General features: G+C 60.7%; 25 protein-coding genes and 3 tRNA genes. 16 read left to right on the forward strand and 12 right to left on the reverse strand.

All coding sequences use genetic code 11. From position 1 onward, the window contains the following. Positions 1 to 9: 9 nt before the first annotated feature. Both OKW30_RS23260 and OKW30_RS23265 read left to right on the forward strand, forming a co-directional pair. Positions 10 to 2,370 carry a RelA/SpoT family protein gene (locus tag OKW30_RS23260; RefSeq protein WP_090801451.1) on the forward strand — a complete coding sequence of 787 codons (2,361 nt, stop codon included), beginning with the start codon at positions 10 to 12 and terminating at the stop codon, positions 2,368 to 2,370. Positions 2,371 to 2,493: 123 nt separating this feature from the next. Further along, complete coding sequence (locus OKW30_RS23265) at positions 2,494 to 2,979, forward strand: phage protein NinX family protein (RefSeq protein ID WP_429347694.1); 486 nt, start codon at positions 2,494 to 2,496, stop codon at positions 2,977 to 2,979. 74 nt (positions 2,980 to 3,053) lie between these two features. Here the strand turns inward: OKW30_RS23265 and OKW30_RS23270 are convergent. Together OKW30_RS23270 and OKW30_RS23275 are read right to left on the reverse strand one after the other, a co-directional pair. Beyond that, positions 3,054 to 3,130 (reverse strand) — tRNA-Arg (locus OKW30_RS23270). Positions 3,131 to 3,204: 74 nt separating this feature from the next. Beyond that, a tRNA-Arg gene (locus OKW30_RS23275) sits at positions 3,205 to 3,281 on the reverse strand. A gap of 123 nt (positions 3,282 to 3,404) precedes the next feature. Between OKW30_RS23275 and greB the strand changes: the two genes are divergently transcribed. Then, the gene (greB, locus tag OKW30_RS23280; RefSeq protein ID WP_184023299.1) at positions 3,405 to 3,974 is read left to right on the forward strand and encodes a transcription elongation factor GreB; all 570 of its coding nucleotides are present in this window, start codon (positions 3,405 to 3,407) and stop codon (positions 3,972 to 3,974) included. Positions 3,975 to 4,107: 133 nt separating this feature from the next. On the opposite strand, the gene OKW30_RS23285 is transcribed toward greB, so the two are convergent. Both OKW30_RS23285 and OKW30_RS23290 read right to left on the reverse strand, forming a co-directional pair. Continuing rightward, a complete protein-coding gene (locus tag OKW30_RS23285; RefSeq protein WP_184070835.1) occupies positions 4,108 to 5,277 on the reverse strand; it encodes a porin in 1,170 nt (389 codons plus the stop codon). Positions 5,278 to 5,802: 525 nt separating this feature from the next. Next, complete coding sequence (locus OKW30_RS23290) at positions 5,803 to 6,051, reverse strand: hypothetical protein (RefSeq protein ID WP_184070833.1); 249 nt, start codon at positions 6,049 to 6,051, stop codon at positions 5,803 to 5,805. Between the two features lie 391 nt (positions 6,052 to 6,442). On the opposite strand from OKW30_RS23290, the gene OKW30_RS23295 reads away from it, so the two are divergent. Next, positions 6,443 to 6,646 carry a cold-shock protein gene (locus OKW30_RS23295; RefSeq protein ID WP_008921209.1) on the forward strand — a complete coding sequence of 68 codons (204 nt, stop codon included), beginning with the start codon at positions 6,443 to 6,445 and terminating at the stop codon, positions 6,644 to 6,646. Between the two features lie 331 nt (positions 6,647 to 6,977). Further along, positions 6,978 to 8,126 (forward strand): exonuclease domain-containing protein, encoded by a 1,149-nt coding sequence (locus OKW30_RS23300; protein ID WP_429347695.1) that lies wholly within the window; start codon positions 6,978 to 6,980, stop codon positions 8,124 to 8,126. Between the two features lie 38 nt (positions 8,127 to 8,164). On the opposite strand, the gene OKW30_RS23305 is transcribed toward OKW30_RS23300, so the two are convergent. Both OKW30_RS23305 and OKW30_RS23310 read right to left on the reverse strand, forming a co-directional pair. Further along, entirely contained in the window at positions 8,165 to 8,761 is a 597-nt protein-coding gene (locus OKW30_RS23305) for a chorismate mutase (RefSeq protein WP_184070829.1), read from the reverse strand. Positions 8,762 to 9,041: 280 nt separating this feature from the next. After that, positions 9,042 to 9,191 carry a hypothetical protein gene (locus OKW30_RS23310; protein ID WP_018421453.1) on the reverse strand — a complete coding sequence of 50 codons (150 nt, stop codon included), beginning with the start codon at positions 9,189 to 9,191 and terminating at the stop codon, positions 9,042 to 9,044. A 665-nt stretch (positions 9,192 to 9,856) separates the two neighbouring features. Between OKW30_RS23310 and OKW30_RS23315 the strand changes: the two genes are divergently transcribed. Both OKW30_RS23315 and OKW30_RS23320 read left to right on the forward strand, forming a co-directional pair. Continuing rightward, the gene (locus OKW30_RS23315; RefSeq protein WP_184053110.1) at positions 9,857 to 10,108 is read left to right on the forward strand and encodes a hypothetical protein; all 252 of its coding nucleotides are present in this window, start codon (positions 9,857 to 9,859) and stop codon (positions 10,106 to 10,108) included. Between the two features lie 801 nt (positions 10,109 to 10,909). Then, complete coding sequence (locus OKW30_RS23320) at positions 10,910 to 11,131, forward strand: hypothetical protein (RefSeq protein ID WP_429347696.1); 222 nt, start codon at positions 10,910 to 10,912, stop codon at positions 11,129 to 11,131. A 710-nt stretch (positions 11,132 to 11,841) separates the two neighbouring features. Here the strand turns inward: OKW30_RS23320 and OKW30_RS23325 are convergent. From OKW30_RS23325 to OKW30_RS23335, 3 genes are all read right to left on the reverse strand, one after another. Further along, positions 11,842 to 12,300: a hypothetical protein gene (locus OKW30_RS23325; RefSeq protein WP_184070824.1), complete on the reverse strand. Its 459-nt coding sequence runs from the start codon at positions 12,298 to 12,300 to the stop codon at positions 11,842 to 11,844. 144 nt (positions 12,301 to 12,444) lie between these two features. After that, positions 12,445 to 12,786: a hypothetical protein gene (locus OKW30_RS23330; protein ID WP_429347697.1), complete on the reverse strand. Its 342-nt coding sequence runs from the start codon at positions 12,784 to 12,786 to the stop codon at positions 12,445 to 12,447. 3 nt (positions 12,787 to 12,789) lie between these two features. After that, positions 12,790 to 13,407, reverse strand: coding sequence for an alpha/beta hydrolase (locus tag OKW30_RS23335; RefSeq protein ID WP_429347698.1), 618 nt, complete (start codon positions 13,405 to 13,407; stop codon positions 12,790 to 12,792). A 142-nt stretch (positions 13,408 to 13,549) separates the two neighbouring features. Between OKW30_RS23335 and OKW30_RS23340 the strand changes: the two genes are divergently transcribed. Together OKW30_RS23340 and OKW30_RS23345 are read left to right on the forward strand one after the other, a co-directional pair. Beyond that, positions 13,550 to 14,221, forward strand: coding sequence for a DedA family protein (locus tag OKW30_RS23340; RefSeq protein WP_187617165.1), 672 nt, complete (start codon positions 13,550 to 13,552; stop codon positions 14,219 to 14,221). 47 nt (positions 14,222 to 14,268) lie between these two features. Further along, on the forward strand, positions 14,269 to 15,300 hold the full coding sequence (locus OKW30_RS23345; protein ID WP_184070819.1) for an AI-2E family transporter: 1,032 nt from the start codon (positions 14,269 to 14,271) through the stop codon (positions 15,298 to 15,300). Between the two features lie 142 nt (positions 15,301 to 15,442). On the opposite strand, the gene OKW30_RS23350 is transcribed toward OKW30_RS23345, so the two are convergent. After that, positions 15,443 to 16,126, reverse strand: a complete 684-nt coding sequence (locus tag OKW30_RS23350; RefSeq protein ID WP_187628911.1) for an ureidoglycolate lyase — start codon at positions 16,124 to 16,126, stop codon at positions 15,443 to 15,445. Beyond that, a complete protein-coding gene (locus OKW30_RS23355; protein ID WP_410452422.1) occupies positions 16,123 to 16,620 on the reverse strand; it encodes a nucleotidyltransferase domain-containing protein in 498 nt (165 codons plus the stop codon). Before OKW30_RS23355 ends, OKW30_RS23350 begins: the two co-directional genes overlap by 4 nt. Before the next feature lie 503 nt (positions 16,621 to 17,123). Here OKW30_RS23355 and OKW30_RS23360 point away from each other — a divergent pair. The 7 genes from OKW30_RS23360 (at position 17,124) to OKW30_RS23390 (ending at position 22,355) form a co-directional block, all read left to right on the forward strand. Beyond that, on the forward strand, positions 17,124 to 17,609 hold the full coding sequence (locus OKW30_RS23360) for an SgcJ/EcaC family oxidoreductase (protein WP_184070813.1): 486 nt from the start codon (positions 17,124 to 17,126) through the stop codon (positions 17,607 to 17,609). A 271-nt stretch (positions 17,610 to 17,880) separates the two neighbouring features. After that, positions 17,881 to 18,006 (forward strand): PliI family lysozyme inhibitor of I-type lysozyme, encoded by a 126-nt coding sequence (locus tag OKW30_RS23365; RefSeq protein WP_143037115.1) that lies wholly within the window; start codon positions 17,881 to 17,883, stop codon positions 18,004 to 18,006. 82 nt (positions 18,007 to 18,088) lie between these two features. Next, entirely contained in the window at positions 18,089 to 19,348 is a 1,260-nt protein-coding gene (locus tag OKW30_RS23370) for a putative Na+/H+ antiporter (protein WP_184070919.1), read from the forward strand. 493 nt (positions 19,349 to 19,841) lie between these two features. Then, positions 19,842 to 20,147 (forward strand): DUF4148 domain-containing protein, encoded by a 306-nt coding sequence (locus OKW30_RS23375; RefSeq protein ID WP_429347699.1) that lies wholly within the window; start codon positions 19,842 to 19,844, stop codon positions 20,145 to 20,147. Between the two features lie 384 nt (positions 20,148 to 20,531). Continuing rightward, positions 20,532 to 20,888, forward strand: coding sequence for an HPF/RaiA family ribosome-associated protein (locus OKW30_RS23380; protein WP_184027342.1), 357 nt, complete (start codon positions 20,532 to 20,534; stop codon positions 20,886 to 20,888). Positions 20,889 to 21,014: 126 nt separating this feature from the next. Then, on the forward strand, positions 21,015 to 21,986 hold the full coding sequence (locus tag OKW30_RS23385; RefSeq protein ID WP_429347700.1) for a Tim44 domain-containing protein: 972 nt from the start codon (positions 21,015 to 21,017) through the stop codon (positions 21,984 to 21,986). Between the two features lie 105 nt (positions 21,987 to 22,091). Beyond that, the gene (locus OKW30_RS23390) at positions 22,092 to 22,355 is read left to right on the forward strand and encodes a hypothetical protein (protein WP_409340048.1); all 264 of its coding nucleotides are present in this window, start codon (positions 22,092 to 22,094) and stop codon (positions 22,353 to 22,355) included. Between the two features lie 362 nt (positions 22,356 to 22,717). Here OKW30_RS23390 and OKW30_RS23395 read toward each other — a convergent pair. Continuing rightward, positions 22,718 to 22,793, reverse strand: a tRNA-Thr gene (locus OKW30_RS23395). Between the last annotated feature and the right edge of the window lie 49 nt (positions 22,794 to 22,842).

Genomic DNA, 22,842 nt, shown 5'->3' on the forward strand with positions numbered 1-22,842 from the left:
GAGGCGACCATGAGTGCTACCCCGCCCACCGCCACGGAAGCGGAGCACGACACCGACTCGCCGTCCTCTGCACGCAAGTACATCGACGCGGTCCTCGAGCAATCGTTTCGCCATCTGTTCGGGCCGACCGCCACGCCGGAGCAGCCGCGCCGGCATGACGTCGTCTCCATCGCCAATCTGACGTCTGCGCTGTCCGGCTATCTGCAGCCGGAAGAGATCAAGGACATCAAGGCGGCGTTCCACTTCAGCGACGAAGCCCACCTCGGCCAGTATCGCCAGAGCGGCGAGCCCTACATCACGCATCCGGTCGCCGTCGCGGAAATCTGCGCGGGCTGGAATCTCGACGCCCAGGCGATCATGGCGGCGCTGCTGCACGACGTGATGGAAGACCAGGGCGTGACCAAGGCGGAGCTCGCCGAGCGCTTCGGCGCGAAGGTCGCGGAGCTGGTCGACGGGTTGTCCAAGCTGGACAAGATGGAGTTTCGCAATCGCGAGGAAGCGCAAGCGGAGAACTTCCGCAAGATGCTGCTCGCGATGGCGCGCGACGTGCGCGTGATCCTCGTGAAGCTCGCCGACCGGCTGCACAACATGCGCACGCTCGGCGCGGTGCCGTCGGAGAAACGTCGCCGTGTCGCGCGCGAAACGCTAGACATTTACGCGCCGATCGCTCACCGGCTCGGCCTGAATAATACCTATCGCGAGCTGCAGGACCTGAGTTTCGCGAACTTTAACCCGCACCGTTACGCGACACTCGAAAAAGCCGTGAAGGCGGCGCGCGGCAATCGTCGCGAGGTGGTCGGCAAGATTCTCGAATCGGTGCAGCGCGCGATTGCGGACGCGAAGCTCGACGCCGAAGTCACCGGTCGCGAGAAAACCATCTTCAGCATTTACAAGAAGATGCGCGACAAGCAGCTGTCGTTTTCGCAGGTGCTCGACGTGTATGGTTTTCGCGTGGTCGTCGAGAGCGCGCTCGAGTGTTATACCTGCATCGGCGCGTTGCATGCGCTTTTCAAGCCTGTTCCGGGCAAGTTCAAGGATTACATCGCGATCCCGAAGGTGAACGGCTATCAGTCGCTGCACACCACGCTCGTCGGCCCGTTCGGCGCACCGATCGAGTTTCAGGTGCGCACGCGCAAGATGCACGAGATCGCCGAGGCGGGCGTTGCCGCGCACTGGCTGTACAAGAACGGCAGCGCGGATCTGAACGACGTGCAGAAGCGTGCGCACCAGTGGCTGAAGTCGCTGCTCGACATTCAGAGCGAAGCGGGCGATTCGAGCGAATTTCTCGAGCACGTGAAGATCGACCTGTTCCCGGATGCGGTCTACGTGTTCACGCCGAAGTCGAAGATCATGGCGCTGCCGCGCGGCGCCACCGCGCTCGACTTCGCGTACTCGATCCACAGCGACCTCGGCAACCAGTGCGTCGCGGTGAAGATCAACAACGAGCTGTTGCCGTTGCGTACCGAGCTGAAGAGCGGCGACATCGTCGAAGTCATCACGGCGCCGTATTCGAAGCCGAACCCCGCATGGCTCGGCTTCGTGCGCAGCGGCAAGGCGCGCTCGGCGATCCGTCATTATCTGAAGACGATGCGTCTGAACGAGTCGGTGCAGCTCGGCGAGCGTCTCGTCGATCAGGCGTTGAAGGGCTATGGCCTTGCGCTATCGGATGTGACGCCGGAGGCGTGGGAAAAGCTCGTGCAGTGGACGGGCAACAAGAACCGTCAGGAAATTTTCGCGGACATCGGTCTCGGCCGGCGGGTCGCCGCGGTGATGGCCAAGCGCATCGAAGTGCTGATGAGCGGGCGCGACGCCGACGACGACGGCTCGCGCTCCGAGTCCGGTTCGACGCCGCACGCGCCGCCGGTCGTCATCACCGGTACCGAGGGCATGTCGGTGCAGCTGTCCGCGTGTTGCCGTCCGATTCCGGGCGACGACATCATGGGCTATATCGGCATCGGTCTCGGCATGGCGATTCATACCACCGACTGCCGCGTCGCGCAGCGTATCCACCGGCGCGATCCGGGCCGCTGGATCGACGTCGCGTGGGCACCGCAGCCGGGGCGGTTGTTCGATGTCGCGGTCAAGGTACTGGTCAAGAACACCAAGGGCGTGTTCGCCCGCGTAGCGGCCGACATCACATCGGCGGACGCGAACATCGTCCATATCGCGATGGACGAAGATCTGTCGCAGGAATCCACGATTCTGCGCTTCGTGATCCAGGTCAGCGATCGGGTGCATCTGGCCAATGTGATGCGGCGCGTGCGCACGAATCCCGATGTGATGCGCATCACGCGTGAGCGGCCGAGCGAAGAGGGGCATCACCGCCACGACGGCGGCATGCGCATCGACCGCGAGCGCGCGGACTACTGAACGGCTTCCGGCTGGGCGTCGGCGCGGCTTGGACTGGCGCTTCTCGCCAGTCAGGCATCTTTCGTGCGGCGGCTCAGGATACAACTCAAGGCAGGTCTCACCTGAACTCCAGGGGGAACGCAGATGAACGTGTCCGACCTCGCTGACGTGGCGCTCGATTACTGGGTGGCGCGCAGCCTGCACGACTTCGTGCGCGAAATCTACTTTACCGATAGCGGCGAGACTGTTGCGATCCGCGGCAACGATCGTGGTCGTCCGTGGGACGGGCGTTTCACGCCTTCCGCGTCATGGGAGGCGGCTGCCGTTGTGCTCGAGCGCGCGATGCGGCTCGACGTGCGCGAGCAGAGCGATAAAGGCGCGGTATGCGTCGCTGAGTTCAAGGGCGGGCAGCGAGCCTCGGAGGGAATGGGCGACTCGCTGCGCATTGCTTTGCTGCGGGCGTTTGTCGTGAGCCGTTTTGGCGATACCGTCGACGACGTGCTGCTCGAGCGCCAGGCACTGACCGGCATGCGGACCGAGACGATCAGCGAGCAAACGGTGGGCGAGGTCGTCGAGGACTTGCCGCACCCGGATGGACAAATTGGGGATATCCAGTCGCCGCCGCGATGAGTTGCTGGCGCACGGGCACGGCATGGTGCGCCAGAAAAAACAAAGGGCCTTCCGGTTGGAAGGCCCTTCATAGGTGGTGCGGCTGGCAGGATTCGAACCCACGACCCCTTGGTTCGTAGCCAAGTACTCTATCCAACTGAGCTACAGCCGCACGCAAAACGGTGATGCTTACTGTAAAAACTGATGAAACCTGAGAGCTCCCTGTAAGGGCGCTCTCGAATAAGGTGGCGCGGCTGGCAGGATTCGAACCCACGACCCCTTGGTTCGTAGCCAAGTACTCTATCCAACTGAGCTACAGCCGCACACAGAAACGAGATTATAGCCAACAGATTTGAAAAACGGAAGCCCATCACGGCGATTTGTGTTGCCGGCCCGATCGTGTAACCTTTTATGAGATTGTTGCTAGTTGCTGTTAATGGATGATTATGAACAAGGCCTTTGTCAAAGAGTCGAGCGAAGACAACGATGACGATCTCGACATCGCCCAGCCCGACGTGCCCGCCGGCACCAAAAACTACATGACTCCCGCCGGTCATCGGCGTATGCGTGATGAATTGCTGCATCTGATCGATGTCGAGCGGCCCGAGGTTGTCAAGCTCGTGTCGTGGGCGGCGTCGAACGGCGACCGCTCGGAGAATGGCGACTACATCTACGGCAAACGCCGTCTGCGGGAAATCGACCGGCGCATCCGTTTTCTGACCAAGCGGCTCGATCTAGCCGAGGTCGTCGATAGCAGCCGGCAGGAAAACGTCGACCAGGTGTTTTTCGGCGCGACGGTCGACTATGCGACCGAGGACGGCGAAGAGCATCAGGTGACGATCGTCGGTGTCGACGAGGTGGACCTGGACATCGGGCACGTGAGCTGGATTTCGCCCATTGCGCGTGCGCTGCTGAAGGCTAAAGTCGGCGATACGGTCACGCTGTTCACGCCGGCCGGTCCGCAGCCGATCGATATTCTCGACGTCAAGTATCCGCTGCCTGATAGCGGCCGCTAGGCCTCTGGCGAGGACGTGGGCTCACGTGCACGCACGCAGGCCTGCGCACAAAGCGGCAAAAACCCACGTCGGCACGGACATAAAAAAGGCGCCGCGAACGGCGCCTTCTCTACTGCCAGTCCTTGCGCAGTGCTTAGAAGCGGTGACGCAGACCTGCGGTCACAGCGACTTGCTTGTTGTTGCCCGAAGCACCGCCCACGCCATTGATGTAGGCGTTAACGATCGAGTCTTCGTTTGCTGCCTGATACACGCCTTGCAGATACACGTCGGTACGCTTGGACAATGCGTACGCGGTTTGCAGGTTGACCTGGTTCCAGTGCACGTGCGAGCTCGACAGGTTCGCGCGCGTGTACGTGTACGCGCCAGCGATGCTGATTGCCGGCGTCAGCGCGTAACGGGCGTTGGCTTCAAAGTTCTGGAACTGAGCGCTGTTGGTCGGGAAGCCGATGCCGCCCGTTATGCCCGAATTGGCCGCGCTGATACCTGCCAAGCCATGCAGGTTCGTCTGCGAGTACACGAGGCCGACGGTTGCCGGGCCGAACGCGTAGTTGGCGCCTGCGCCCCACGTTTGCTGACGCTGAGCGAAGAACGTGTTGTCGCCCGACACCGCGCCACCCGAGTTGAACGCAGCGGCTGCGCTGTTCGCGCCATTGCTGTTCAGTTGCATGTACGCAGCGGCAACGTTCAGGCCGCCCCAGTTATACGACGCGCCCGCACTGTAAGCGCGGTTGTTGGCGAAGCCGGCAGCCTGGTTCGAGAAGCCGTACAAGCCGCCAAACTTGAAGCCGCCGTAGTTCGCGCTCTGGAATTTGGCCGAATTGTTGATACGGAACGAGTTGTTCAAGTTGTCGTTGTCGAACGGGTGCGCGAACTGCGTGCCGCCGTACTGCGTGCCGGTCAGTGCCAGCGGGCCGACGTAGTCGACCATGCTGTCGTATTGACGGCCGAGGGTCACGGCACCGAACTGGTCGCTCGACAGACCGACGAAGGCCTGACGGCCGAACAGACGGCTGTTCTGCTTGAGCGTGCCGTCATTGATGCCGAAGCCGTTCTCCAACGTGAAGATGGCCTTCAGACCACCGCCCAGATCTTCAGCGCCACGCAGGCCGAAACGGCTGCCGTTCACCGAGCCGCTCGTCATCGCCACGTTGGCGCCGTGCTGGTTACTACTCGGATTCGGATGCTGGTTGTTCGTATAAGTGATACCGGCGTCGATCAGGCCATATAGGGTGACGCTACTTTGCGCGTGCGCTGCCGTTACGAAAACGCCCGACAGGGCAGCGACCATGAGTGTCTTCTTCATTGATATAACTCCAAGAGCGAGAGAGGTATAAAACCCTGGCTTGGGAGACCTTCACGCGAGCGCTGCGAGAAGCGGAATCCGCGTGAGAAGCGCGTTGACCAGATCCGCGCCGGTTTCCGATTAGGCAGAGTGTAGATAGACACTTCCTGGAGTTGGCGTTCCGATTCTCGCAATAAAGTATTACGCGAGGAGAAACGATCGTTAATCGCCATTCGAGCCTTACGGATAAAGGCTTTGCGGCGACTGGGCGGATTCGGCGTCTGAATTTTCCTAAAGCGCGTTGCTGATTCGCGACACCGAATGATGCGGAAAAACAACGGGCAGAAATGCGGGAAAACGATTGTTGTTGTTGCGGCAATAGACGATTGTTAATCGTGTGAATAATCGAACTTGCATATGACCGCTATACTGTAATTTCTGCTTTCCGAAGCAGACTTTTTCGTTGACGAAAAAGATCTCCAAACCTTTGTCAGCGCGACCTTCCAGTCGCGCTTTTTTTATGGCGGACGAGTTTCGCGAATGTCTCTAATGAGCGGGCGCAGTACCTTCCGCGTCGTCCCAGTCCGCCTGCGCGGGCACGCTCCAGTCTTCCATCACATAACGGCGCGCATCCATTGGCGAGGAGAGCAGGTTCTGCCAGTGGTCTCCGTGCCACATCGGATCGAAGTCGAAAACGGTGCATGAATCCCCAGTCTGTGCGGGCTGGTCTGATATGACCTTTGCGTGCGAATGAGTGAGCCAGGTGAAGAGACGGTGAATTTCCTTGGACAGCATGGCAACCTCCTGAAGCGCATCGCTACAACTGACTTGCATCATGCGAGTGAGGCGGCGCCGCAACAAGTCGGACAAACACTTACGCAAAGATAGACTTTGTTACATTCGTGTTGCATATTTTCGCAAATTTTTCCGTTTGCGGACTCGGATTATTTTCGTTCAGGTAAATTCGACGCGCCGACCTATATCCGTGTAGTTTGAAGTCTTATCTTTTTATACGCTAAACGCATATGAAAAGTTTACTTGACGGTCATTCTCTGTTCCCCGTATAACGGCAAAGCCGAATTTGATTGGCTGTTTCTGTCTTGATCAGATATAGGCACCTGAATCGGGGTTAGATCGATTCGAGGGCAACGCCCGCTTTGGATTAATCACAGAGGGAAAACAGGAAATGGAAACTGGTGTCGTCAAATGGTTCAACGATGCTAAGGGTTTTGGCTTCATCACGTCGGACGCGGGTGGCGAGGATCTGTTCGCGCACTTTTCGGAGATCCGCAGCGAGGGCTTCAAGTCGTTGAAGGAAAATCAGCGCGTGTCTTTTGAAATCAAGACCAGCCCGAAGGGCAAGCAGGCGGCCAACATTCAGCCGCTGTAAATGCGCTGGGCTGGGCGCGCCGCCCACCCAGTCGGGAGCGAAAAACCCTCGCCGTCGCGCGAGGGTTTTTATTTTTATCTAGATGTCTCCGAGGTCGGATCTTCGGTAACTGCGTGGTTCAACAATACGCATTATTGTCGGAAGATAATCCATCGAAACGAATTGACTACGTCTGGATTAATGGTCTGGTTTAAGCGTCTGCGGGATTTCAGCGCAAAATCGACGGCCTGTGCGGACGCAGTTTCCAGCTGCGCACGCGGCGCTGTCTGGATGCGCAACGTCCAACTGGTGCATACTTGCCGCAAATTCATGCGCCCGAATCCCTTGTCCCATGTCTGAACTGCTTTCGCCGGAACCGGCACTCGATGCACCCATCGTTTTCGTAGATCTCGAAACGACCGGCGGCTCCACGAGCGAGCACCGCATTACTGAGGTTGGCGTCGTCGAAGTCGGGCTGGCTAGCGTCTCGCGCTGGAGCAGCCTGATCGACCCGCAGCAGCCGATTCCGTCGTTCATCCAGCAGCTGACCGGCATCACGAACGACATGGTGCGCGGCGCACCGACGTTCGAGTCGATCGCGCCCGCGTTGTTCGAGCGTTTGAACGGCAAGCTGTTCGTCGCGCACAACGCGAGTTTCGATCGCGGATTTTTACGCAGCGAATTTCGTCGCGCGGGAATCGCGTTCGATCCGGACGTGCTGTGCACGGTGCGGCTGTCGCGCGCGCTGTTTCCCGGCGAAAAGCGCCACGGTCTCGATGCGCTGGTCGAACGCCATGCGCTGGTGCCGTCCGACCGCCACCGCGCGCTCGCCGACGCCGATCTGATCTGGCAGTTCTGGCAGCGTCTGCCGACGCTCGTGCCGCTGGAAGCGCTGCGCGCGCAGATCGAGCGCACGACGCGTCGCTACCGGCTCGCCGGCGACATCACCGAGGATTTGCTCGACACCGCGCCGGCTGGCTGTGGCGTGTATGCGTTTTATGGCGAAGACGATGCGCCGCTGTATGTCGGTCGCAGCGTGCGCGTGCGTCAGCGGCTGCGCTCGCATCTGACTGGCGAGCGGCGTTCGTCGAAGGATATGCGGCTAGCGCAGCTCGTGCGACGCGTCGAATGGCACGCGACTGGCGGCGAACTCGGCGCGATGCTCGCGGAGGCGCAGTGGATCGCAACGCTGCGGCCGGGCCACAACCGCTTGCCGCGCGTGACGAAGAGCGATCCCGCGAACGCGCCGTGGCCGTTCGAGGGGCCCATCGTGTTCGAGGAGCGTGAGGACGCGCAGGGTATCTTCCACGTGGTCGATCGCTGGCGCTACCTCGGACACGCGCCGTCGCTCGTCGCGGCGGCGCAGCTGCATGCGTCGACGCTGGCTGGGTCGTTCGAACTCTCGACGTACCGTATCCTGCAAAGCCATCTGGCGCGAGGCCTGCGCGTGACGCCGTTGAGCGTGTCGCGTGACAGCCCTGAGTCGAGCATCGTCGCGTGACGCTTATGCGACGTGCGCGCGCCGTGGCGTTACCGGAATCAGCCGGTGGCGCCGACTCCGCCCGTCTCGCACACGTGACCTAGTGCGTGCGTCAACGCGCTCGAATGCGCAGAGTCATAGCGCGTCAGCGCCTTCCAGTTAGCCAGCGATTGCGCGACCCGCGACGGGCAATCGTCCGCCGCGCGCAGCGGCTGCACGCGCGCCAGACTCGCCATCAACGACTGTGTCAGCTTGTCGAGCTGCGGTCGGGTGCTGGTTGCGAGATCGGGTGCGGGACCTTGCGGTGGCTGGGTGCGACGCCAGTTCGCGAAGAGCGCGTTCTGCACGTCTTTGCTCGCATCGATCTGATCCTGGAAGAACGCGCGGGCGAACGCCGGGTCGACGTTTGCCGCCGCGGCGCGCTTTTCCACCTCGGCGAGCAGCGCGTTTTCACGCGGCGTATCGGTGATCGGCCGGTGGTTCGCCCACTTCCAGCGTGCGACCGGTTCCGCGAGTGCAAGGCGCTGCGAAACCAGCGCGATCAGGCTCGTGAGCGCGGTGTCGTCGCCGTCGGCGAGGGCGGGGACGGGCGAGAAGGCGAAGGCGGCGGCGATGACGAGCGCGCATGACGCGCCGAAGCGATGCAAATGATTCATGAGGTGGACGTGGCCGGGCGGCCGTTGACGGAAAAACAGAAGAATAAATGATGCGCCACAACCTGCGAGCACCGGGTCGATTCACACGGATCGTCGGGGCGAAGTGGGCGAGAGGAGGACGCGCGTATGAAGGCGCTCGAGCCGCGTGGCCCGTGCAACTGCTGTGCTCAGGCGAGCTGATCCAACGTCATGACGGAGATGTCGGACGCGTAATGAGGGCGCGAGTATTCGCCGCACGTGAAATCAGCGAGCGCGAATGCTGCACCGCGCCAAGGGTCCGTTACTTCGGATCGCACGACTTGCGTTGTTCGTCAAAGAAAGCGCGAACATGCTCGGGCAGCTCGGCTCCCAAAAACTCGACGGCCACAGGTTCCGGATCCGGGTAAAGAACTTTGTCCGGGGTCGGAATCTTCGGTGGTTTGGCATCCATGATCTTTCTCCTTTGCGAATCGATTATCGGCCTCGTTCCCTGCATCGCACCAGTGTCCGATGCGAGTCATACACACTCTGTTGCTTTAACGGCACAAGCCGACACACCAGCGGAGGGATTGAATAAAATTTATCGTCTGACTATTGCCTGCGTTTCGCGGTCTGCTTGATCCGCTTAATTGCCAGCGCGAAATCATCTCCTTCCCGCTCCTTCTGCCAGTCCCTCTGAGCCTTGCCCAGCGTAGGCTTCAGCACGACCGATCGATATTGTCGCCGCGCTGCATCTAACGTTGTCGCATGACTAAAACGTGACAAACTTGTGCATTGCCGCATCGACAGGTTTTTCGCTTTTCCTGAACTGAACGGACGCAATTTGCCGATTGCATAACTCGCAGTCTAATTCTTGGTAAACGACCCATTCCCCATCGCGTTGACCGCGCAAAACACTATTTAAAGATCTGGTCGTTAATCAACTGACTGACAGGGGTTGGCAAACTCATTCCCGCATTGCTGTGACAAAAGGACCTCATTTGGTGACAAGTCATGCGCAGCGCACCGGGCCACCTATGATTGAAGCGACTACTGATGGCTCGACGTGCGCTGGCAGACGGACACGCGAGGCGCAGCGCGGATGATGACGTTCTTCATGTTCGGGGAGAGGTCGCGATGGAAAACGCTGTCTACTGGAACGGACGTCAGGTTGGCATCGAATGCGCCGGCAGGATCCTGTGGTTCGCGTCGGCACCCGCGCAAGCGATAGCCGCATACGGCGCGCCACGCCAGCAGCCGAGCGCACAGGCCGATACCGTCGTTGCGCGCAACCTCGCGATGCCACGGTCGTACGACCCGCTCCACGTTCCCGACCAGGCTGGCCATGCGTTGCGCCACGACGTCGCGCCGGACGCGGCGCAACGCTGACCGCACACGGCTGTATCAGGCCCGAAGCGACTCGTCGGCGCACCCTCGAGACCTTACCGATCAAGTGGGGTGTTAGCGCACACACCGCGTTGCGGCGAACTTATACGATGCAATTGCCGTGCTGCCGTCGGCCTCTCACCCGTTGTCGGGCGAACCGGCAACCACACCCGCATCAGTCTGCAAACAGCCGATACCGAAGGCCGGCTGCGCGAGGCGGGTAGGTCTGTCTCGCAACATCGTTGCATCAACACTATTTGCCGCTGGGAGCCGCGCATCGCGTGGCCGCACCTCTTTTACCTGGCGCTGCGTCGTGCTCACTTGCGTGATCGCCGGGCAATTCAATGCGAAAGATCTACGGCCTGACTGGACTGCGTGCGTTCGCGGCGTTGCTCGCCGTCGTTCATCACTTTGCCGACAACGAAGGGGGCTGCCACGGGGCATTGTGCAACTCGTCGATAACCGGGTCTGGGGTGTTGACATCTTTTTCATGCTGCGCGGCTTCATCCTTGCCTATACGTATCTTCCTTCGCGAGCGACCGCGTTCGGCTGGGTCGACTATCGATCGTTTATCGTCAAGCGGTTTGCGCGCGTGTATCCGCTGTATCTGGTGACGTTTCTGGTGTTCGTCGGCCGATGTTTCGTCGCGAAGCAAGCTGGAACTTCGTGTCGTGGTCGATCAGCGCCGAATGGTTTGCCGTTCTGTTTCTGTTTTCGCGGTGCGCGAGAGTGCTGAGCCGGCTGTCGCGCGTGACTTTCGGTGTGCTACGGATCGTGTTGCAGGCGTGGCGCGGGACATCTGGGATGACTTTGCCCGACGAAATGGCGCTCCCAGTGTGCGATGCGAAACTACCCACCGAGGCTGGTGAACCGGCGAATCGGGATAACTGGCAAACGGCGGCGCAGCGGATAGCGGATGAGTTGTTCGAGCGCGATACCGCAAATGGTTGTCGTGACTCGCTCGCTGGCTATTCGCAACGGGTGGTAGAGGAAACGAAGGAGCGCTGGCGGTGTTTCAACGCGTAACGCGTATTTGCGCACGAACTGGCCACTGCGCTCCGCGATGCCAATGCGGCGGTTTCGGCAAATCTCGTACGTGGGTCGCATATGCGTGCATTGATGCGTCGGACAGCGAAGCGCAGGGCGGGGCGCGATGAGGCGCCTGAAATCTATTTCCACGTCACGCATACCATGCACTAGTACTTGCGTGGCCTCGCGCGAGCAGGGAGAGGAACTTCTGGTTTCGGCCCAGTTTGGGTCGTTCAACAAACAAGAGTTGAGTCCTGAGCTCATTGTCAACGAGCGAATCCAACATCCATCAGCGGCTCTTTTAGCGGTCTCGGTTTAAGCGCGTACAGCACCGCATCTACAGCTCGTTCCCAGATGACCAGCGCGTTCCTCCTTGCCCGTCCGCTCAGGCGACGAAGTGTAGTTGAACGAGCCAGTTTCAGCGCTACGCGGGTTGAGCACCTTTCCTTACCGGCTTCACCTGAGTGGAGCGAAAGGCCTAGTCGCGAGTGGCGCGCTGGATTGCGCCATACCTATCAATGCGCGGATCTTTGCGGCAGGCCCACGACCGTAGATCCGCGCGACAACCTGGTGCTGTACGGCGTGCATGCCGTGCAGAAAGCGATTCAGCTTTCGGTGCGCTCAAGAATCGGTATAAGCGGATACCGCACCACTCCGAATACTCCACCAAATAAGTTGTGACTGGCTTGAATTCAACCGGCCTTAACTCACGATGCACCACTGGCAGCGAGCTTGACAAATAGTCTGGCTGCTTCGTTGCCAAGGGACAAAGCGCGCAGTGCAAGGGAGAGCGCTAGCTGTGCGTCGTGGGAGGCCGCGCTACGATCCTGATCGAAGAGCTTGACGGCGTGGCGCATATGCTGCGCCGCCTGCGTGTGAAGCTCCACGGCCGCCGCATGATGTTTTGCCACGTCCGCGGCACTTGCGCCTGAGCCGGTCGATGGAGGCGTTATTGATGGCGTATTGGCGCTGTGCGCGCCAGCGTCGTGTGCCTGATCGATCGCATGCAACGTATGGCCATGGGCCATCATCGCCTGATGTGCGGCGTGGGCAAAGTCTTGACCGTCATCGAAATGCCGCGACGCCTCGCGGTGATGTCGCGCGGCCTGCTCGTGGTGTGACGCCGCGGCTTCGAGATGACCTTTCTTGCTGTGCTTCGTGTTCATGCCGGCTCCTGTGCAACTTCAGGACTGGTTCGGATGGCGACCGATTCGAAGACACAGTGGCGGGTCGCAACAAGATCCTAATCTACACGCCCTTGTGCCTTCTGTGGCATTTGCGTCTCGCGGAGAATCGTCGCGCTGTGGCGATCACCGCGCGGTCAGCATCCGGAGGATTTTCTGCACGATGCGCTCATGCTGCTCCAGCGCCTCATCGAACATACGTGCTCCGTAGCTCGTGTTGTCTCGCGCTTCCATTCCGGCGATGCGCGTCACGAATAGCGAAACCTCCCCGGTTTTCGGTTCGGACACACCGCGGAAGCGGGTCGTGACCGTCACGCCGGATTCGTCCAGCAGCGTGCGGCGGAAGATCAGTTCGTTCTCAGTCATCCAGCGCGACCACCCGCCGCGGTCGAACACCTCGACAGGCCTGCTCTTCGCATCGAGGACATAGAAGCGTTTCCAGCTCGACGGGACGGAGCGTGCTTTCATATTTCAATGCGAAGGCGTGAGCAGGAAGCCGATCGCCTCCCGCCACCAGGTTTCGTCGACGCGGCCAGCGAGTTGTAGAGCGCTTCGCCGAAGCGCGGGGGGGACTATGCTGTCGCGTTCAGCAACCACGACGAGAACAGGGCGGCCTAACGACGCCAGGTGGGTCACGCTGTCGTATCGGTCGCGCAGCAGCCACTTCACGGGCAGCCACGGATAGTGGTAAGCGGCGACGTGCTCGAGCCGATCCCATGGCGTGATGAGCAGCAGCGACGCTCCATAGAGGCGATGTGCGAGCGCGATGGTTTGTTGAGCATCGTCGACCAGACTCGCTTCGCCTAATGCACCGGTGCGCGGCCCGTAGCCTGGATATTCGGCGAGAATCACGCGCAGCCCGAGCCGGGTGAGCGCTGCGGCATAGAATGAGCGGTGTCCGGCATGCCCCGCGTTGCCATGAAAGACGATGACCGTGGCGCGCGCGGACCCGGCCGGCTCCGCCACGAGGCCCCTGAACGCCTCAGGTGTCGGCCAGGCGCGCAGTCCACCGGAGGTGAACTCCTCGATTGCGGCTTTCTCAGGGAAGTAGAGAAAACGATCCTGCAAGATGGCGATTCCTGCGAACACGATCAGACACGCGACGGCGTGGCCGGCTGCTCGCGACGTCAAGATGCGCAACGCGATTGCGCCCGCCAGCCACACGGCGCGGGACTGCTGCGCGCTTGCCGCTATACTTCCCCCTCCACCAACGGACACGTAGCCGGCACACATGGCCACGTTCGTGCAATTCGTCTTGCAACTGGACCAGGACCTCGAAGCGCTGCTGGTCCAGCATGGGCCGTTGGCCTACGCAATCCTCGGGGCGATCGTCTTCTGCAGTGTCGGCGTACTGCCGCTCGTCATTCTGCCCGCGGACATGCTCCTGTTCCTGTCCGGCGCGCTCGCTGCCGTCGGCGTGCTGCAGCCTGTGTGGCTCGCGCCGTTGCTGGTCGCGGCCGCGGTTGCAGGAAAAGTGTTCAACTATGCGCTGGCACGTGCCGTCGCGTCGGTATGGAACCCGAAGCGCAGCGGCTGGATCGACAAGGTGACTGCGCGAACGCGCGCGCTCTACGTACGTCACGGCGCCGCGCTGCTGCTGTACTCTCCGTTCATCGCAATCGTCCGGGCGGTCGCGCCCGCGCTCGCCGGCGCGACGAAGATGCCGTTTCGCCGCTTCGTGCGCTTCGCGACCGGCGGCGCGGTGATCTGGATATGCTCACTTGCGGGTCCCGGGTATTTTTTCGGCAACGTGCCGTGGGTCCGCTCGCACCTGCCGGCTGCGATGGCGATCGTGATCGGCGCGGGTGTCGTCGCGCTCGTCGTCAGCCTGCTGTGGCGAGGACGGCGCAAGCGCCGCACCACCGACCCGACGCTACCCGACGAAAAGTCCCGCTGCGACTGACGCGGCGGCCCACAACCCGCCAGGCAGCGCTGCTCGCGAGGAAACGCATGAACCCGGGTCTGCTGAAATGCACATGTGCGGCCGTGCTCGCCACACTGCTCGGGTGGGGACTGTATGTCGGCCGCCCCGTGCTGGTGCCAATTGCGTTCGGCATCATCGCGACGTACGTGGTCTTCGGTCTCGCCAACCTGCTGCGCCGCATTCCCTACCTCGGTGCACGCCTGCGGGACGGCCTGCGCCACGCGATCGCTGCGACGCTGATGCTCTTCACGGTCTACCTGTCGGTCGACCTGCTGCTGTCCGACAGGGACCGGCTGATGGCCGTCGCGCCGAAGTACGAGGCGACGCTGCTCGTACTGTTTACGAAGTTCGCCGCGCTGCTGCACATCGAAACGGAGGCCAACTGGGCTGCGATCCGCCGCGACCTGTTAGCGAGCGTCAACGTGCAGGCGATCATAACCGCCACGCTGTCGTCGGTGTCGTCGCTGCTCGCGGCGATCATCGTCGTGCTGCTTTATGCGACGTTCTTTCTCATCGAGCACGCGAAATACCGCCGCAAGCTCGTGAACTTCGCGGGCGACTCGACGCGGATCGTGTCGGTAATCGACGAGATCAACTCGAAGATCGGCGTCTATCTCGCAATGAAGACCCTGCTCGGCGCGATCCTTGGCATCGCGAGCTGGATCTGCATGCGGCTCGTCGGACTCGAATTCGCGGAGCTGTGGGCGGTGCTGGCCGGCCTGCTGAACTTCATCCCGTATGCGGGCTCGTGGATCTCGGTCGCGGTGCCGACGCTGCTCGTCGCGCTGCAGTTCGGCCAGTGGAACGCGGCGATCGTGCTGTTTATCTCGCTCACGCTCGCGAACTTCGTGGTCGGCCATCTCCTCGACCCGTGGCTGATGGGCGGCTCACTGAACCTGAGCCCCGCGGTGATCCTGATCAGTCTGGCGGTGTGGTCGTCGATCTGGGGCATCGCGGGCGCCTTCCTCGCAGTGCCGATCACCGTCGGCCTGGTCATTGCGTTTTCCACGTTCGAATCGACACGTCGTTTCGCAGTTTTCCTGACGAACGATGACTAACGTTGTTCGCCTGTCGGTGACGTCCGTTAATTTCAGGGATACTTCGTGCGCGTGGCGCGCGCCTCATTACTCTCATAAAGGGATGCGATACTGGCGAACCGAGGACGTATGTCCGCCGTCGGGAGCGGGTGTTCCCTTCGCGCTACAGCTGTAGGCCGCCGCCTCGAAGGGGTTGGGCGTCGCGGGCAATCGGTGCCTCGAGGAGACAACCAAACTCGCGGGCAAAGTCGACAGAGACGCGCGCGTGGACGGCGCCCTGCTTGTCAAAGAACCGCTGGGTTCCTTCGAGAGTGAACACACCTTCATGCCAGATGTTTGGATGGATGTAGAGGCCCTGCTGTCCATCAAAGCGAAAGCACACGAACTTCTCTGGCGCTATGTCGTCCCCGGGCAGCGCCAGGGGAACGTAGAACGGGCGATGGTCGAGAGGAAAGAACAGTTGTCCACCGTCTGGGTGGTAGTTCGCGTGCCAAAGCAACATGCGCTCCGGTACATTGGTGTTGTCGTCACGGGCTGCTTCGGGCTCCACTGCGTACGCAAGGATGTAGTTGCCGCCCACAGCCTCGTTTCGACCGTACAGAATGTCCCCGCGCCATTCGCTCACAAATGTGCCTTCGGTCGTGCCTGCCTCATCACCGGTTCCAGGGTCAACGGGCCTTGCACCCACTGCCGGCCACTGCACAATCTCGATCGAACACTCGCTCGGGTCTGCTACAAGCCTGCCGAATCCATCAAGCGTTGTGGGGGTCGCATCGACCACGGGCATTGACACGCGCCGAAGGCCAGAAGGAAGGCTGGGATTGAGGTAATCGATTTCTTGGGTCATTGCGGCAGTCTACAGGAGTAGAACGTACCGACCGCCGATGGTCGAACAAAGAGTTTGACCGCCGCTTGTCCACGTGGAAACGGCCACTGGCGCAACGCCGGACCTGACGTCGGAAGTGGGTCGGCTACGGAAGTTGGCGGCGATGCTGCGGCGCAACCGCAGCAACACAGGTCGACCGTCCGGGCCCGGCCCTTTCGGTCGTTCGACACAGCGGGCTGGATTGTCAACAATGCGTTCTGGAACGCATTAGCGAGGCGATCTATCACTCTGTCCAAATCGTGCATGCCGTCGAACGTGAAAAGAATTTTCGACGGCGCGAATTGCTTGATTATCGTTTGAAGTAACGAATGTCCTGCGCCTTCCAGACAAAAGACTACCAGGTCGATATCAGAGAGACGGTCTGCGCTGTCCTTTGCAAACGACCCCACAACCACCGCACCGGCGCATTCAGGCGATTCTCGAAGAGCAGCGGCGATCCGAATGAGAAGCGCGATCTGTCATGTCGTAGAGGGCTTGTTTCGCGACCTTTCGAGGAATGCGGCCTGTCACATCGGCCGCGTCCGGCCATCAAGAGACATTCGATTTGCACGATCGAATGGCGGAAGTCCGGCGTGGATTTGACGCTGAATATCTGTCCACTTCTATAAAGAAATCCGCTCAACCTCTTCAAACTGGATCGCGCTCGAATGTTGGTCGTAGCGTTGCGTCGTGCGCGTCGACGCGTGAGTTTCCGCGCTTGCAACGTCGTCAGGCGTCTGTTCGCGCGAAGCGTTTGCGAACAACGAGGCTAAAACTTTCCTCTAACGTCATAGTTGACGAATGCATCAATTTTGGGTGTAATATCACAATACGTCCCGGACAGGTCGACTGACGACATAGCTGGCTGGCCGTTGGCAGGCGGCGATACCTGAAAGGTTCCCTTGTAGCCTAAGGCGCCTGGTGGCTGTAGTTTCCCGACTCCTCGTTGGTTCTCATTTAAATGGATTGAACGCAAAAAATGAAGAAGATTTTGATCGCCGCCGCAGTTGTTTTCAGCACTAGCGTGTTTGCAGGCGAAGTCCTCGTACCGCAGGTCTATCGCGAAATCGCCGTGGCGCCGACGAATCAGCGCGAAGCTGAAATCGCGTCGCTGTTCGATCGGTGGAATGAGGCGCTCGCAACGGGCGACGCCGACTCCGTTGCCAGGCTGTACGCACCCGATGCCGTACTGGAGCCAACGGTTTCCAATGAAGTCCGCACGACTCCCGCCAGCATCAAGGACTATTTCGTGAAGTTTCTGAAGCTGAAACCGCACGGTACGATCAACCTCCGCGAGATCCGCTTGCTGAGCGACGATTCGGCGCTGGACACGGGCGTCTATACGTTCGACCTGGTGAAGAACGGCAAGCATCAGAAGGTGCATGCGCGCTATACATTCGTGTACAAGAAGGTTGATGGGGAGTGGAAGATCCTCAATCACCATTCGTCGGCGATGCCGGAGTAACACTCCATTGAACAACGGGTCCGTGCCAGGCGATCAGATGTGAATGGCTGAGCGTGTTAGACGCCTCACGCCAATTGCTGCCGCGCATGCTTCACGCGCAGAATCGAGGGGAATTTCGGCCGCCAACCCTCATAGATCAAATGAAACTGTCAACTGGCGATCGAGTCCGGCTAGCCCCTCGATAAGAATTTGAGTTCAACGAATTCCAGGCGCCGCTCGGCCCTGTCGCCAGAATTCTGGATTGACACAATTAATTTGCACTACAAACCTCATGGCGGCCTCCGGAAACTTTCTCGAAGTCGACGCGCTCAGGATCGGCCTCCACACGGTCAGGCTGCTTGCCCGCGTCGATACCGATACGCGGCACGATGTCGTGGCTACGCTGAGAGCTGCCTAAAAGCGAGGCCAGCGATCCGGCCGGCGGCAACACCAACCGCGTGCGTTCCAGAGTCCGTTCCATCGCCATTCAAAGCGAACACATGCCACATTCAGTTGAAATCGCCGGCACAGTCATCTTCGGACTGGCCCTGCTCCATACGCTCCTTGCGAAACGCTTCGAGGTTCTGGCCCACCGGCACCCGCACCACGCGGGCCTGTTTCACTTTCTCGGCGAAGTGGAAGTCGTCTTCGGCCTCTGGGCCCTGATCCTGTGTCTGGCTATCGTCGCGCTGGCCGGTTCGGCGCAGGCGGTGGCCTATGCTGAATCGCGCTCCTTCACCGAAGCCCTGTTTGTCTTCGTGATCATGGTGATCGCCGCGAGCCGGCCCATTCTCGACGCGGTCACGACGCTCGTGTCGCACATCGCGCGTGTCCTTCCCGTCAAGACGGAAACAGGCGTCATCTGGCTTTCCCTGACCCTCGTTCCGTTGCTCGGCTCGTTCATCACGGAGCCGGCCGCAATGACGCTGGCAGCGCTGATCCTGCGAGACCGGCTTTTCAGGTCGCCGATCGCCGAACACTGGAAATATCTCACGCTCGCGGTGCTGTTTGTCAACGTGTCGGTCGGCGGCATGCTGACCGCCTATGCCGCGCCTCCGGTGCTGATGGTTGCCGCCGCCTGGGGATGGGACAGCGCGTTCATGGCGGCGCAGTTCGGCTGGAAGGCCGCCATCGCCGTGCTGGTCAACGCAACAGGCTTGCTGCTATTCATGCACCGCAAGCTCCCGAAGCACGCAGAGCGCAACGACGCGCCCGCCGCCGCGGTTCCCGTTCCGACGGGCGTCACGCTGATACACACCGGTTTTCTCGTCGCGGTGGTGCTGTCGGCCCATCACCCGGTTATCTTCATCGGCCTCCTGCTTTTCTTTTTGGGCTTCACGCAGGCATACGAGCAGTACCAGTCGCCGCTGATGTTGCGCGAGAGCCTGCTGGTAGCATTCTTTCTCGGAGGCCTGGTCGTGCTCGGGGGTTTGCAGCGATGGTGGCTGCAGCCGGTCGTCGCATCGCTCGATGCTTACGCACTTTATGCGGGCGCGCTTGGCCTGACGGCGATCATGGACAACGCGGCGATTACCTATCTCGGCTCGCTGATCGCGGGCCTTCCGGACCAGGCGAAGTACATGCTGCTGGCCGGCGCAGTGGCTGGAGGCGGTCTCACAGTGATCGCCAACGCGCCGAATCCCGCAGGACTCGCCATCGTGCACAAGGGATTCCATGATGAGTCAGTCAGCCTGCTCGGCCTGTTGCTCGCTGCCATCGTGCCGACGTGCGTCGTCTCGGCAACGCTGCTTTTGCTGTAGGCTGCCGCACCGCTGTCCGGCAGTGCGCCCAACTGGGTGCGATTCGATGGCGCGTAGTTGCAGGACGCCGGGCCACGATGAATAACGTCTTGCGGCGATAACCAACACCGGCCTGGATTTTGCACGAGACCACCACGACTGCGCAGGTCGCGGCCAGCGGCCTGACGAACGCGCGTGACGGCAGCCTGCACTTAGCCGCGCAGACCGGCATTCCATCCCCCTTCCAGTATTAGCGACAGTTTCATTGCATTCTTGCGCCGGGGCGAATTCGTTTCGCTCCGGCGTTTCGTCGTTTGTAATTGCTTTGCGCCGCGAGGCACCCCGATGACGTTGCAGATGCGGAAAGTATCTGTTTGGTGAAAGGTGATTGTAATGGTGCGTTAAACCGATAAACTGGCTTCAACGACTAAGCACACAGGCTTCCGCCCCCGGCGGTCGTTGTTTCGCTAACCCAGTATTTTCTGTTTCTGAAATTTAAATTGGAGAATTAACCATGACTAAAACATTCATTCCGGTTATCGCACTCGTTTCGGTCCTCGCTCTGCCGACGATTGCATCCGCTAACAGCAACGGCCCCCTCACCCGTGAGCAGGTGCGCGCGGAACTGGTCCAGTTGCAGCAGGCGGGCTACGACCGCAACCACAGTGACGCGCACTACCCGGCGCACCTCCAGGGCGCGCTGAAAAGCGTGGCGGCTCAGCAGGCACTCAGTGGCCACGGTGGCGTGAAATCGGGCTCGGCCGCTTCCGGCGCACCGACCCAGGTGGCCTCGGATCATTCGATCTACAAAGGAAGTTGATGGGCTATCAGCCGGATGGCCGGGCGCTTTCAACTGCCCGGCCCGGTGAGCTCCGGCGAGCGGCATCGTCGCCGCTTCATCGTCTGCACCCGGGCCTGCATTCAGCCGCGCAGACCGGCATTCCATCCCGTTCCAGTATTAGCGTTTCATTGCATTTTTGCGCCGGCGCGAATTCGTCATTCGCTCCGGCGTTTTGTCGTTTGTAATTGCTTTGCGCCCACTGGGGTGACGTTGCAGACGCGACAAGTATTTATTGGGTGAAAGGGGATTGTAATGGCGCGTTAAACCGATAAACTGGTTTCAACGACTAAGCACACAGGCTTCCGCCCCGGCGGTCGTTGTTTCGCTAACCCGTCTTTTCTTTCTGTTTCTGATGGAGGTCTCATGCAAGTCCTGTTCAAGTCCTGCGACATTGAAGCTGCACGCTTGCGCAGCTTCGCGCGCCAACGCACCCAGTTTGTGTTCCGCCGGATGGCCTGGCTGGTTTCCCGGGCCACCGTCAATCTCTCCGACGTCAACGGCCCGCGCCGCGGACTCGATAAGCGTTGCCAGGTGCAGGTGCAGGTGCCCGGTGCGAATCCGGTCGTGGTGACGTCGATTGCGAAAGACTGGCGCGGCGCCCTCGATCTCGCGCTTGCCCGTGCCGTTTCTTCGATCGTCCGCAGACGCCAGGCGCGCCTCGCGAAGCGCCGCGCGAGTCAACGCGAGTGCACCTGGAGCGCTGAGCCTGATGCCGTCTAAGCAAGCCATGCATGCACGGCTACGGTGGCATCGTACGAGCGGTATTGCTCGCTATTTGCGGTCCGCGATGGAAAGACGCGTTCGGGCGACCTTCGCGAGTTTCTGTCCTACACGAAAGAGATTCTTATGTATTCGCACACAATCAATCAGTTGCGACGCCTTGCGCGTGTCGTGACGCGCGGTACCGCTGTACTGGCCATGGCGCTAGTGCTCGTCGCGGGCACTGTCGCATCCAACCATGCCGAAGCGAAGCGTATTGGCGGTGGTAGTAGTGTCGGCCGCCAGTCGCAGACGGCGTCGCCCTCCGGGCAAGGCCAACGGAGCCAGCAAGCTCAACCGGCGCAGCAGGCCGCGCCGGCGGCCGCTGCCGCGAAGCCAGCCAACCGCTGGATGGGCCCGCTCGCCGGCCTGGCCGCAGGACTCGGCATTGCCGCGCTGATGTCGTCGTTGGGGCTGGGTGAAGGGCTGGCCCAGATGCTGTCGAACGTAGTGGTGATCGGCCTCGTGATTGTCGCCGGCATCATGCTGTTCCGCTTCATTGCCAACCGGCGCCGTCCGGATCTCGCTTATGGGCACGACGCGGCGAACGGGCAGCGCATGAACGGCTCCTGGCTCATGAATCAGAGCAGGCAGGCGGCGCCTGAGACGAATTTCGGTGCCTGGCCGCGCACAGCGATGAATTCCGCCGCAGCGGCACAAACAACGACAGTGCCGGGGCTGCCTGTCGGGCTCGATCAGGCGGTCTTGCTGGCATCGGCCAGGACCTTGTTCCTGCGTCTGCAACGCGCCTGGGACCAGAACGAACAAGGCGACCTTTTCGAACTGACAACCCCGGAAATGTTCGCGGTGATCAAGCGGGACCTGGAAGATCGGGGCAACCAGCCGAGCCATACGGAAATCACGCAGCTGGACGTGGAATTGTTGAGCACGGAACACAATGGCAGCGAAACACTGGTTAGCCTTCGCTTTCACGGCCAGATGCGGGAAGACGAGGACGCGCAGACGGCGCAGCCGTTCGAGGAGGTCTGGAACATCGTGGGCCACGGACATGGCGACCCGGCCTGGCGACTGGCGGGGATACAGCAGATTGGCCGTTAGCATCGAGCGCGGTCGGAACCGGCAGCGGCTCGCTGCCCGGTTAGCCCACAAGCGAAACGGCAAAAAGACCAAAATCCGACGTCACACAAATCTGGGACTCATTTTATGCGCCGAGACTACTTTTCTCTTTGCTGGGCCACTGTCACGATGACATGCTTGCTAAGCGCTTGCGCGGCCTCGCCGCCCAGCAGCCCGTCACCCGTTGTCGGTGCAGATCGCGATGCACATGGTTGTATTGGATCGGCTGGGTATTCCTGGTGTGAATCCACGCACCAATGCGAACGTCCTTGGGAACTCGCCAGGCAGAAGGGTTTCGCGCTCTCCGCAGAAAAGTTTGCTCACTACTGCACGACTGGATCAGCCGATTAATCAATGACTTCAATGCACGGACGCGTCAACGATGGCCTCGGGCGAGCAGCGTGCATGCTCGATAGAAATCGGCTTGGCCCCACTTGTCGGCACTGGCAGATTTCCCGATCCTGCCGGCAGGACGCCGTGTCGCATCCCCATCTCAAGGCGGCCATTCAGCCGACGGACAAGCAAACGGCAGAGCAGGGTCGAACTCGGCCAGATGCACCAGGCTAGGCTCGACCGACAGTTCGTGAAATATTCGAGAACCTGGCCGTCCGAAAACACATCTAGTTGACGTGAAATGCCTACACAGCGCCTACACAGACGCCAGAAAACAAAAAGCCCAGTCGCGAGGACTGGGCTTTTTGCTTGAAACTTGATGGTGCCGGAAAGAGGAATCGAACCCCCGACCTTCGCATTACGAATGCGCTGCTCTACCGTCTGAGCTATTCCGGCATCAGGAGAGCCGAAATTATAGGGACTACTTTAGTGCCTTGACAAGCCC

The sequence above is a fragment of the Paraburkholderia sp. Clong3 genome, from assembly GCF_050436485.1.
GTDB lineage: Bacteria > Pseudomonadota > Gammaproteobacteria > Burkholderiales > Burkholderiaceae > Paraburkholderia > Paraburkholderia tuberum.

What these genes read in the sequence shown, in the direction of transcription:
- OKW30_RS23260 (WP_090801451.1), top strand. Translation starts at nt 10, where the DNA reads ATGAGTGCTACCCCGCCCACCGCCACGGAAGCGGAGCACGACACCGAC.
- OKW30_RS23265 (WP_429347694.1), top strand. Translation starts at nt 2,494, where the DNA reads ATGAACGTGTCCGACCTCGCTGACGTGGCGCTCGATTACTGGGTGGCG.
- greB (WP_184023299.1), top strand. Translation starts at nt 3,405, where the DNA reads ATGAACAAGGCCTTTGTCAAAGAGTCGAGCGAAGACAACGATGACGAT.
- OKW30_RS23285 (WP_184070835.1), bottom strand. Translation starts at nt 5,277, where the DNA reads ATGAAGAAGACACTCATGGTCGCTGCCCTGTCGGGCGTTTTCGTAACG.
- OKW30_RS23290 (WP_184070833.1), bottom strand. Translation starts at nt 6,051, where the DNA reads ATGCTGTCCAAGGAAATTCACCGTCTCTTCACCTGGCTCACTCATTCG.
- OKW30_RS23295 (WP_008921209.1), top strand. Translation starts at nt 6,443, where the DNA reads ATGGAAACTGGTGTCGTCAAATGGTTCAACGATGCTAAGGGTTTTGGC.
- OKW30_RS23300 (WP_429347695.1), top strand. Translation starts at nt 6,978, where the DNA reads ATGTCTGAACTGCTTTCGCCGGAACCGGCACTCGATGCACCCATCGTT.
- OKW30_RS23305 (WP_184070829.1), bottom strand. Translation starts at nt 8,761, where the DNA reads ATGAATCATTTGCATCGCTTCGGCGCGTCATGCGCGCTCGTCATCGCC.
- OKW30_RS23310 (WP_018421453.1), bottom strand. Translation starts at nt 9,191, where the DNA reads ATGGATGCCAAACCACCGAAGATTCCGACCCCGGACAAAGTTCTTTAC.
- OKW30_RS23315 (WP_184053110.1), top strand. Translation starts at nt 9,857, where the DNA reads ATGGAAAACGCTGTCTACTGGAACGGACGTCAGGTTGGCATCGAATGC.
- OKW30_RS23320 (WP_429347696.1), top strand. Translation starts at nt 10,910, where the DNA reads ATGACTTTGCCCGACGAAATGGCGCTCCCAGTGTGCGATGCGAAACTA.
- OKW30_RS23325 (WP_184070824.1), bottom strand. Translation starts at nt 12,300, where the DNA reads ATGAACACGAAGCACAGCAAGAAAGGTCATCTCGAAGCCGCGGCGTCA.
- OKW30_RS23330 (WP_429347697.1), bottom strand. Translation starts at nt 12,786, where the DNA reads ATGAAAGCACGCTCCGTCCCGTCGAGCTGGAAACGCTTCTATGTCCTC.
- OKW30_RS23340 (WP_187617165.1), top strand. Translation starts at nt 13,550, where the DNA reads ATGGCCACGTTCGTGCAATTCGTCTTGCAACTGGACCAGGACCTCGAA.
- OKW30_RS23345 (WP_184070819.1), top strand. Translation starts at nt 14,269, where the DNA reads ATGAACCCGGGTCTGCTGAAATGCACATGTGCGGCCGTGCTCGCCACA.
- OKW30_RS23350 (WP_187628911.1), bottom strand. Translation starts at nt 16,126, where the DNA reads ATGACCCAAGAAATCGATTACCTCAATCCCAGCCTTCCTTCTGGCCTT.
- OKW30_RS23360 (WP_184070813.1), top strand. Translation starts at nt 17,124, where the DNA reads ATGAAGAAGATTTTGATCGCCGCCGCAGTTGTTTTCAGCACTAGCGTG.
- OKW30_RS23365 (WP_143037115.1), top strand. Translation starts at nt 17,881, where the DNA reads ATGGCGGCCTCCGGAAACTTTCTCGAAGTCGACGCGCTCAGGATCGGC.
- OKW30_RS23370 (WP_184070919.1), top strand. Translation starts at nt 18,089, where the DNA reads ATGCCACATTCAGTTGAAATCGCCGGCACAGTCATCTTCGGACTGGCC.
- OKW30_RS23375 (WP_429347699.1), top strand. Translation starts at nt 19,842, where the DNA reads ATGACTAAAACATTCATTCCGGTTATCGCACTCGTTTCGGTCCTCGCT.
- OKW30_RS23380 (WP_184027342.1), top strand. Translation starts at nt 20,532, where the DNA reads ATGCAAGTCCTGTTCAAGTCCTGCGACATTGAAGCTGCACGCTTGCGC.
- OKW30_RS23385 (WP_429347700.1), top strand. Translation starts at nt 21,015, where the DNA reads ATGTATTCGCACACAATCAATCAGTTGCGACGCCTTGCGCGTGTCGTG.
- OKW30_RS23390 (WP_409340048.1), top strand. Translation starts at nt 22,092, where the DNA reads ATGCGCCGAGACTACTTTTCTCTTTGCTGGGCCACTGTCACGATGACA.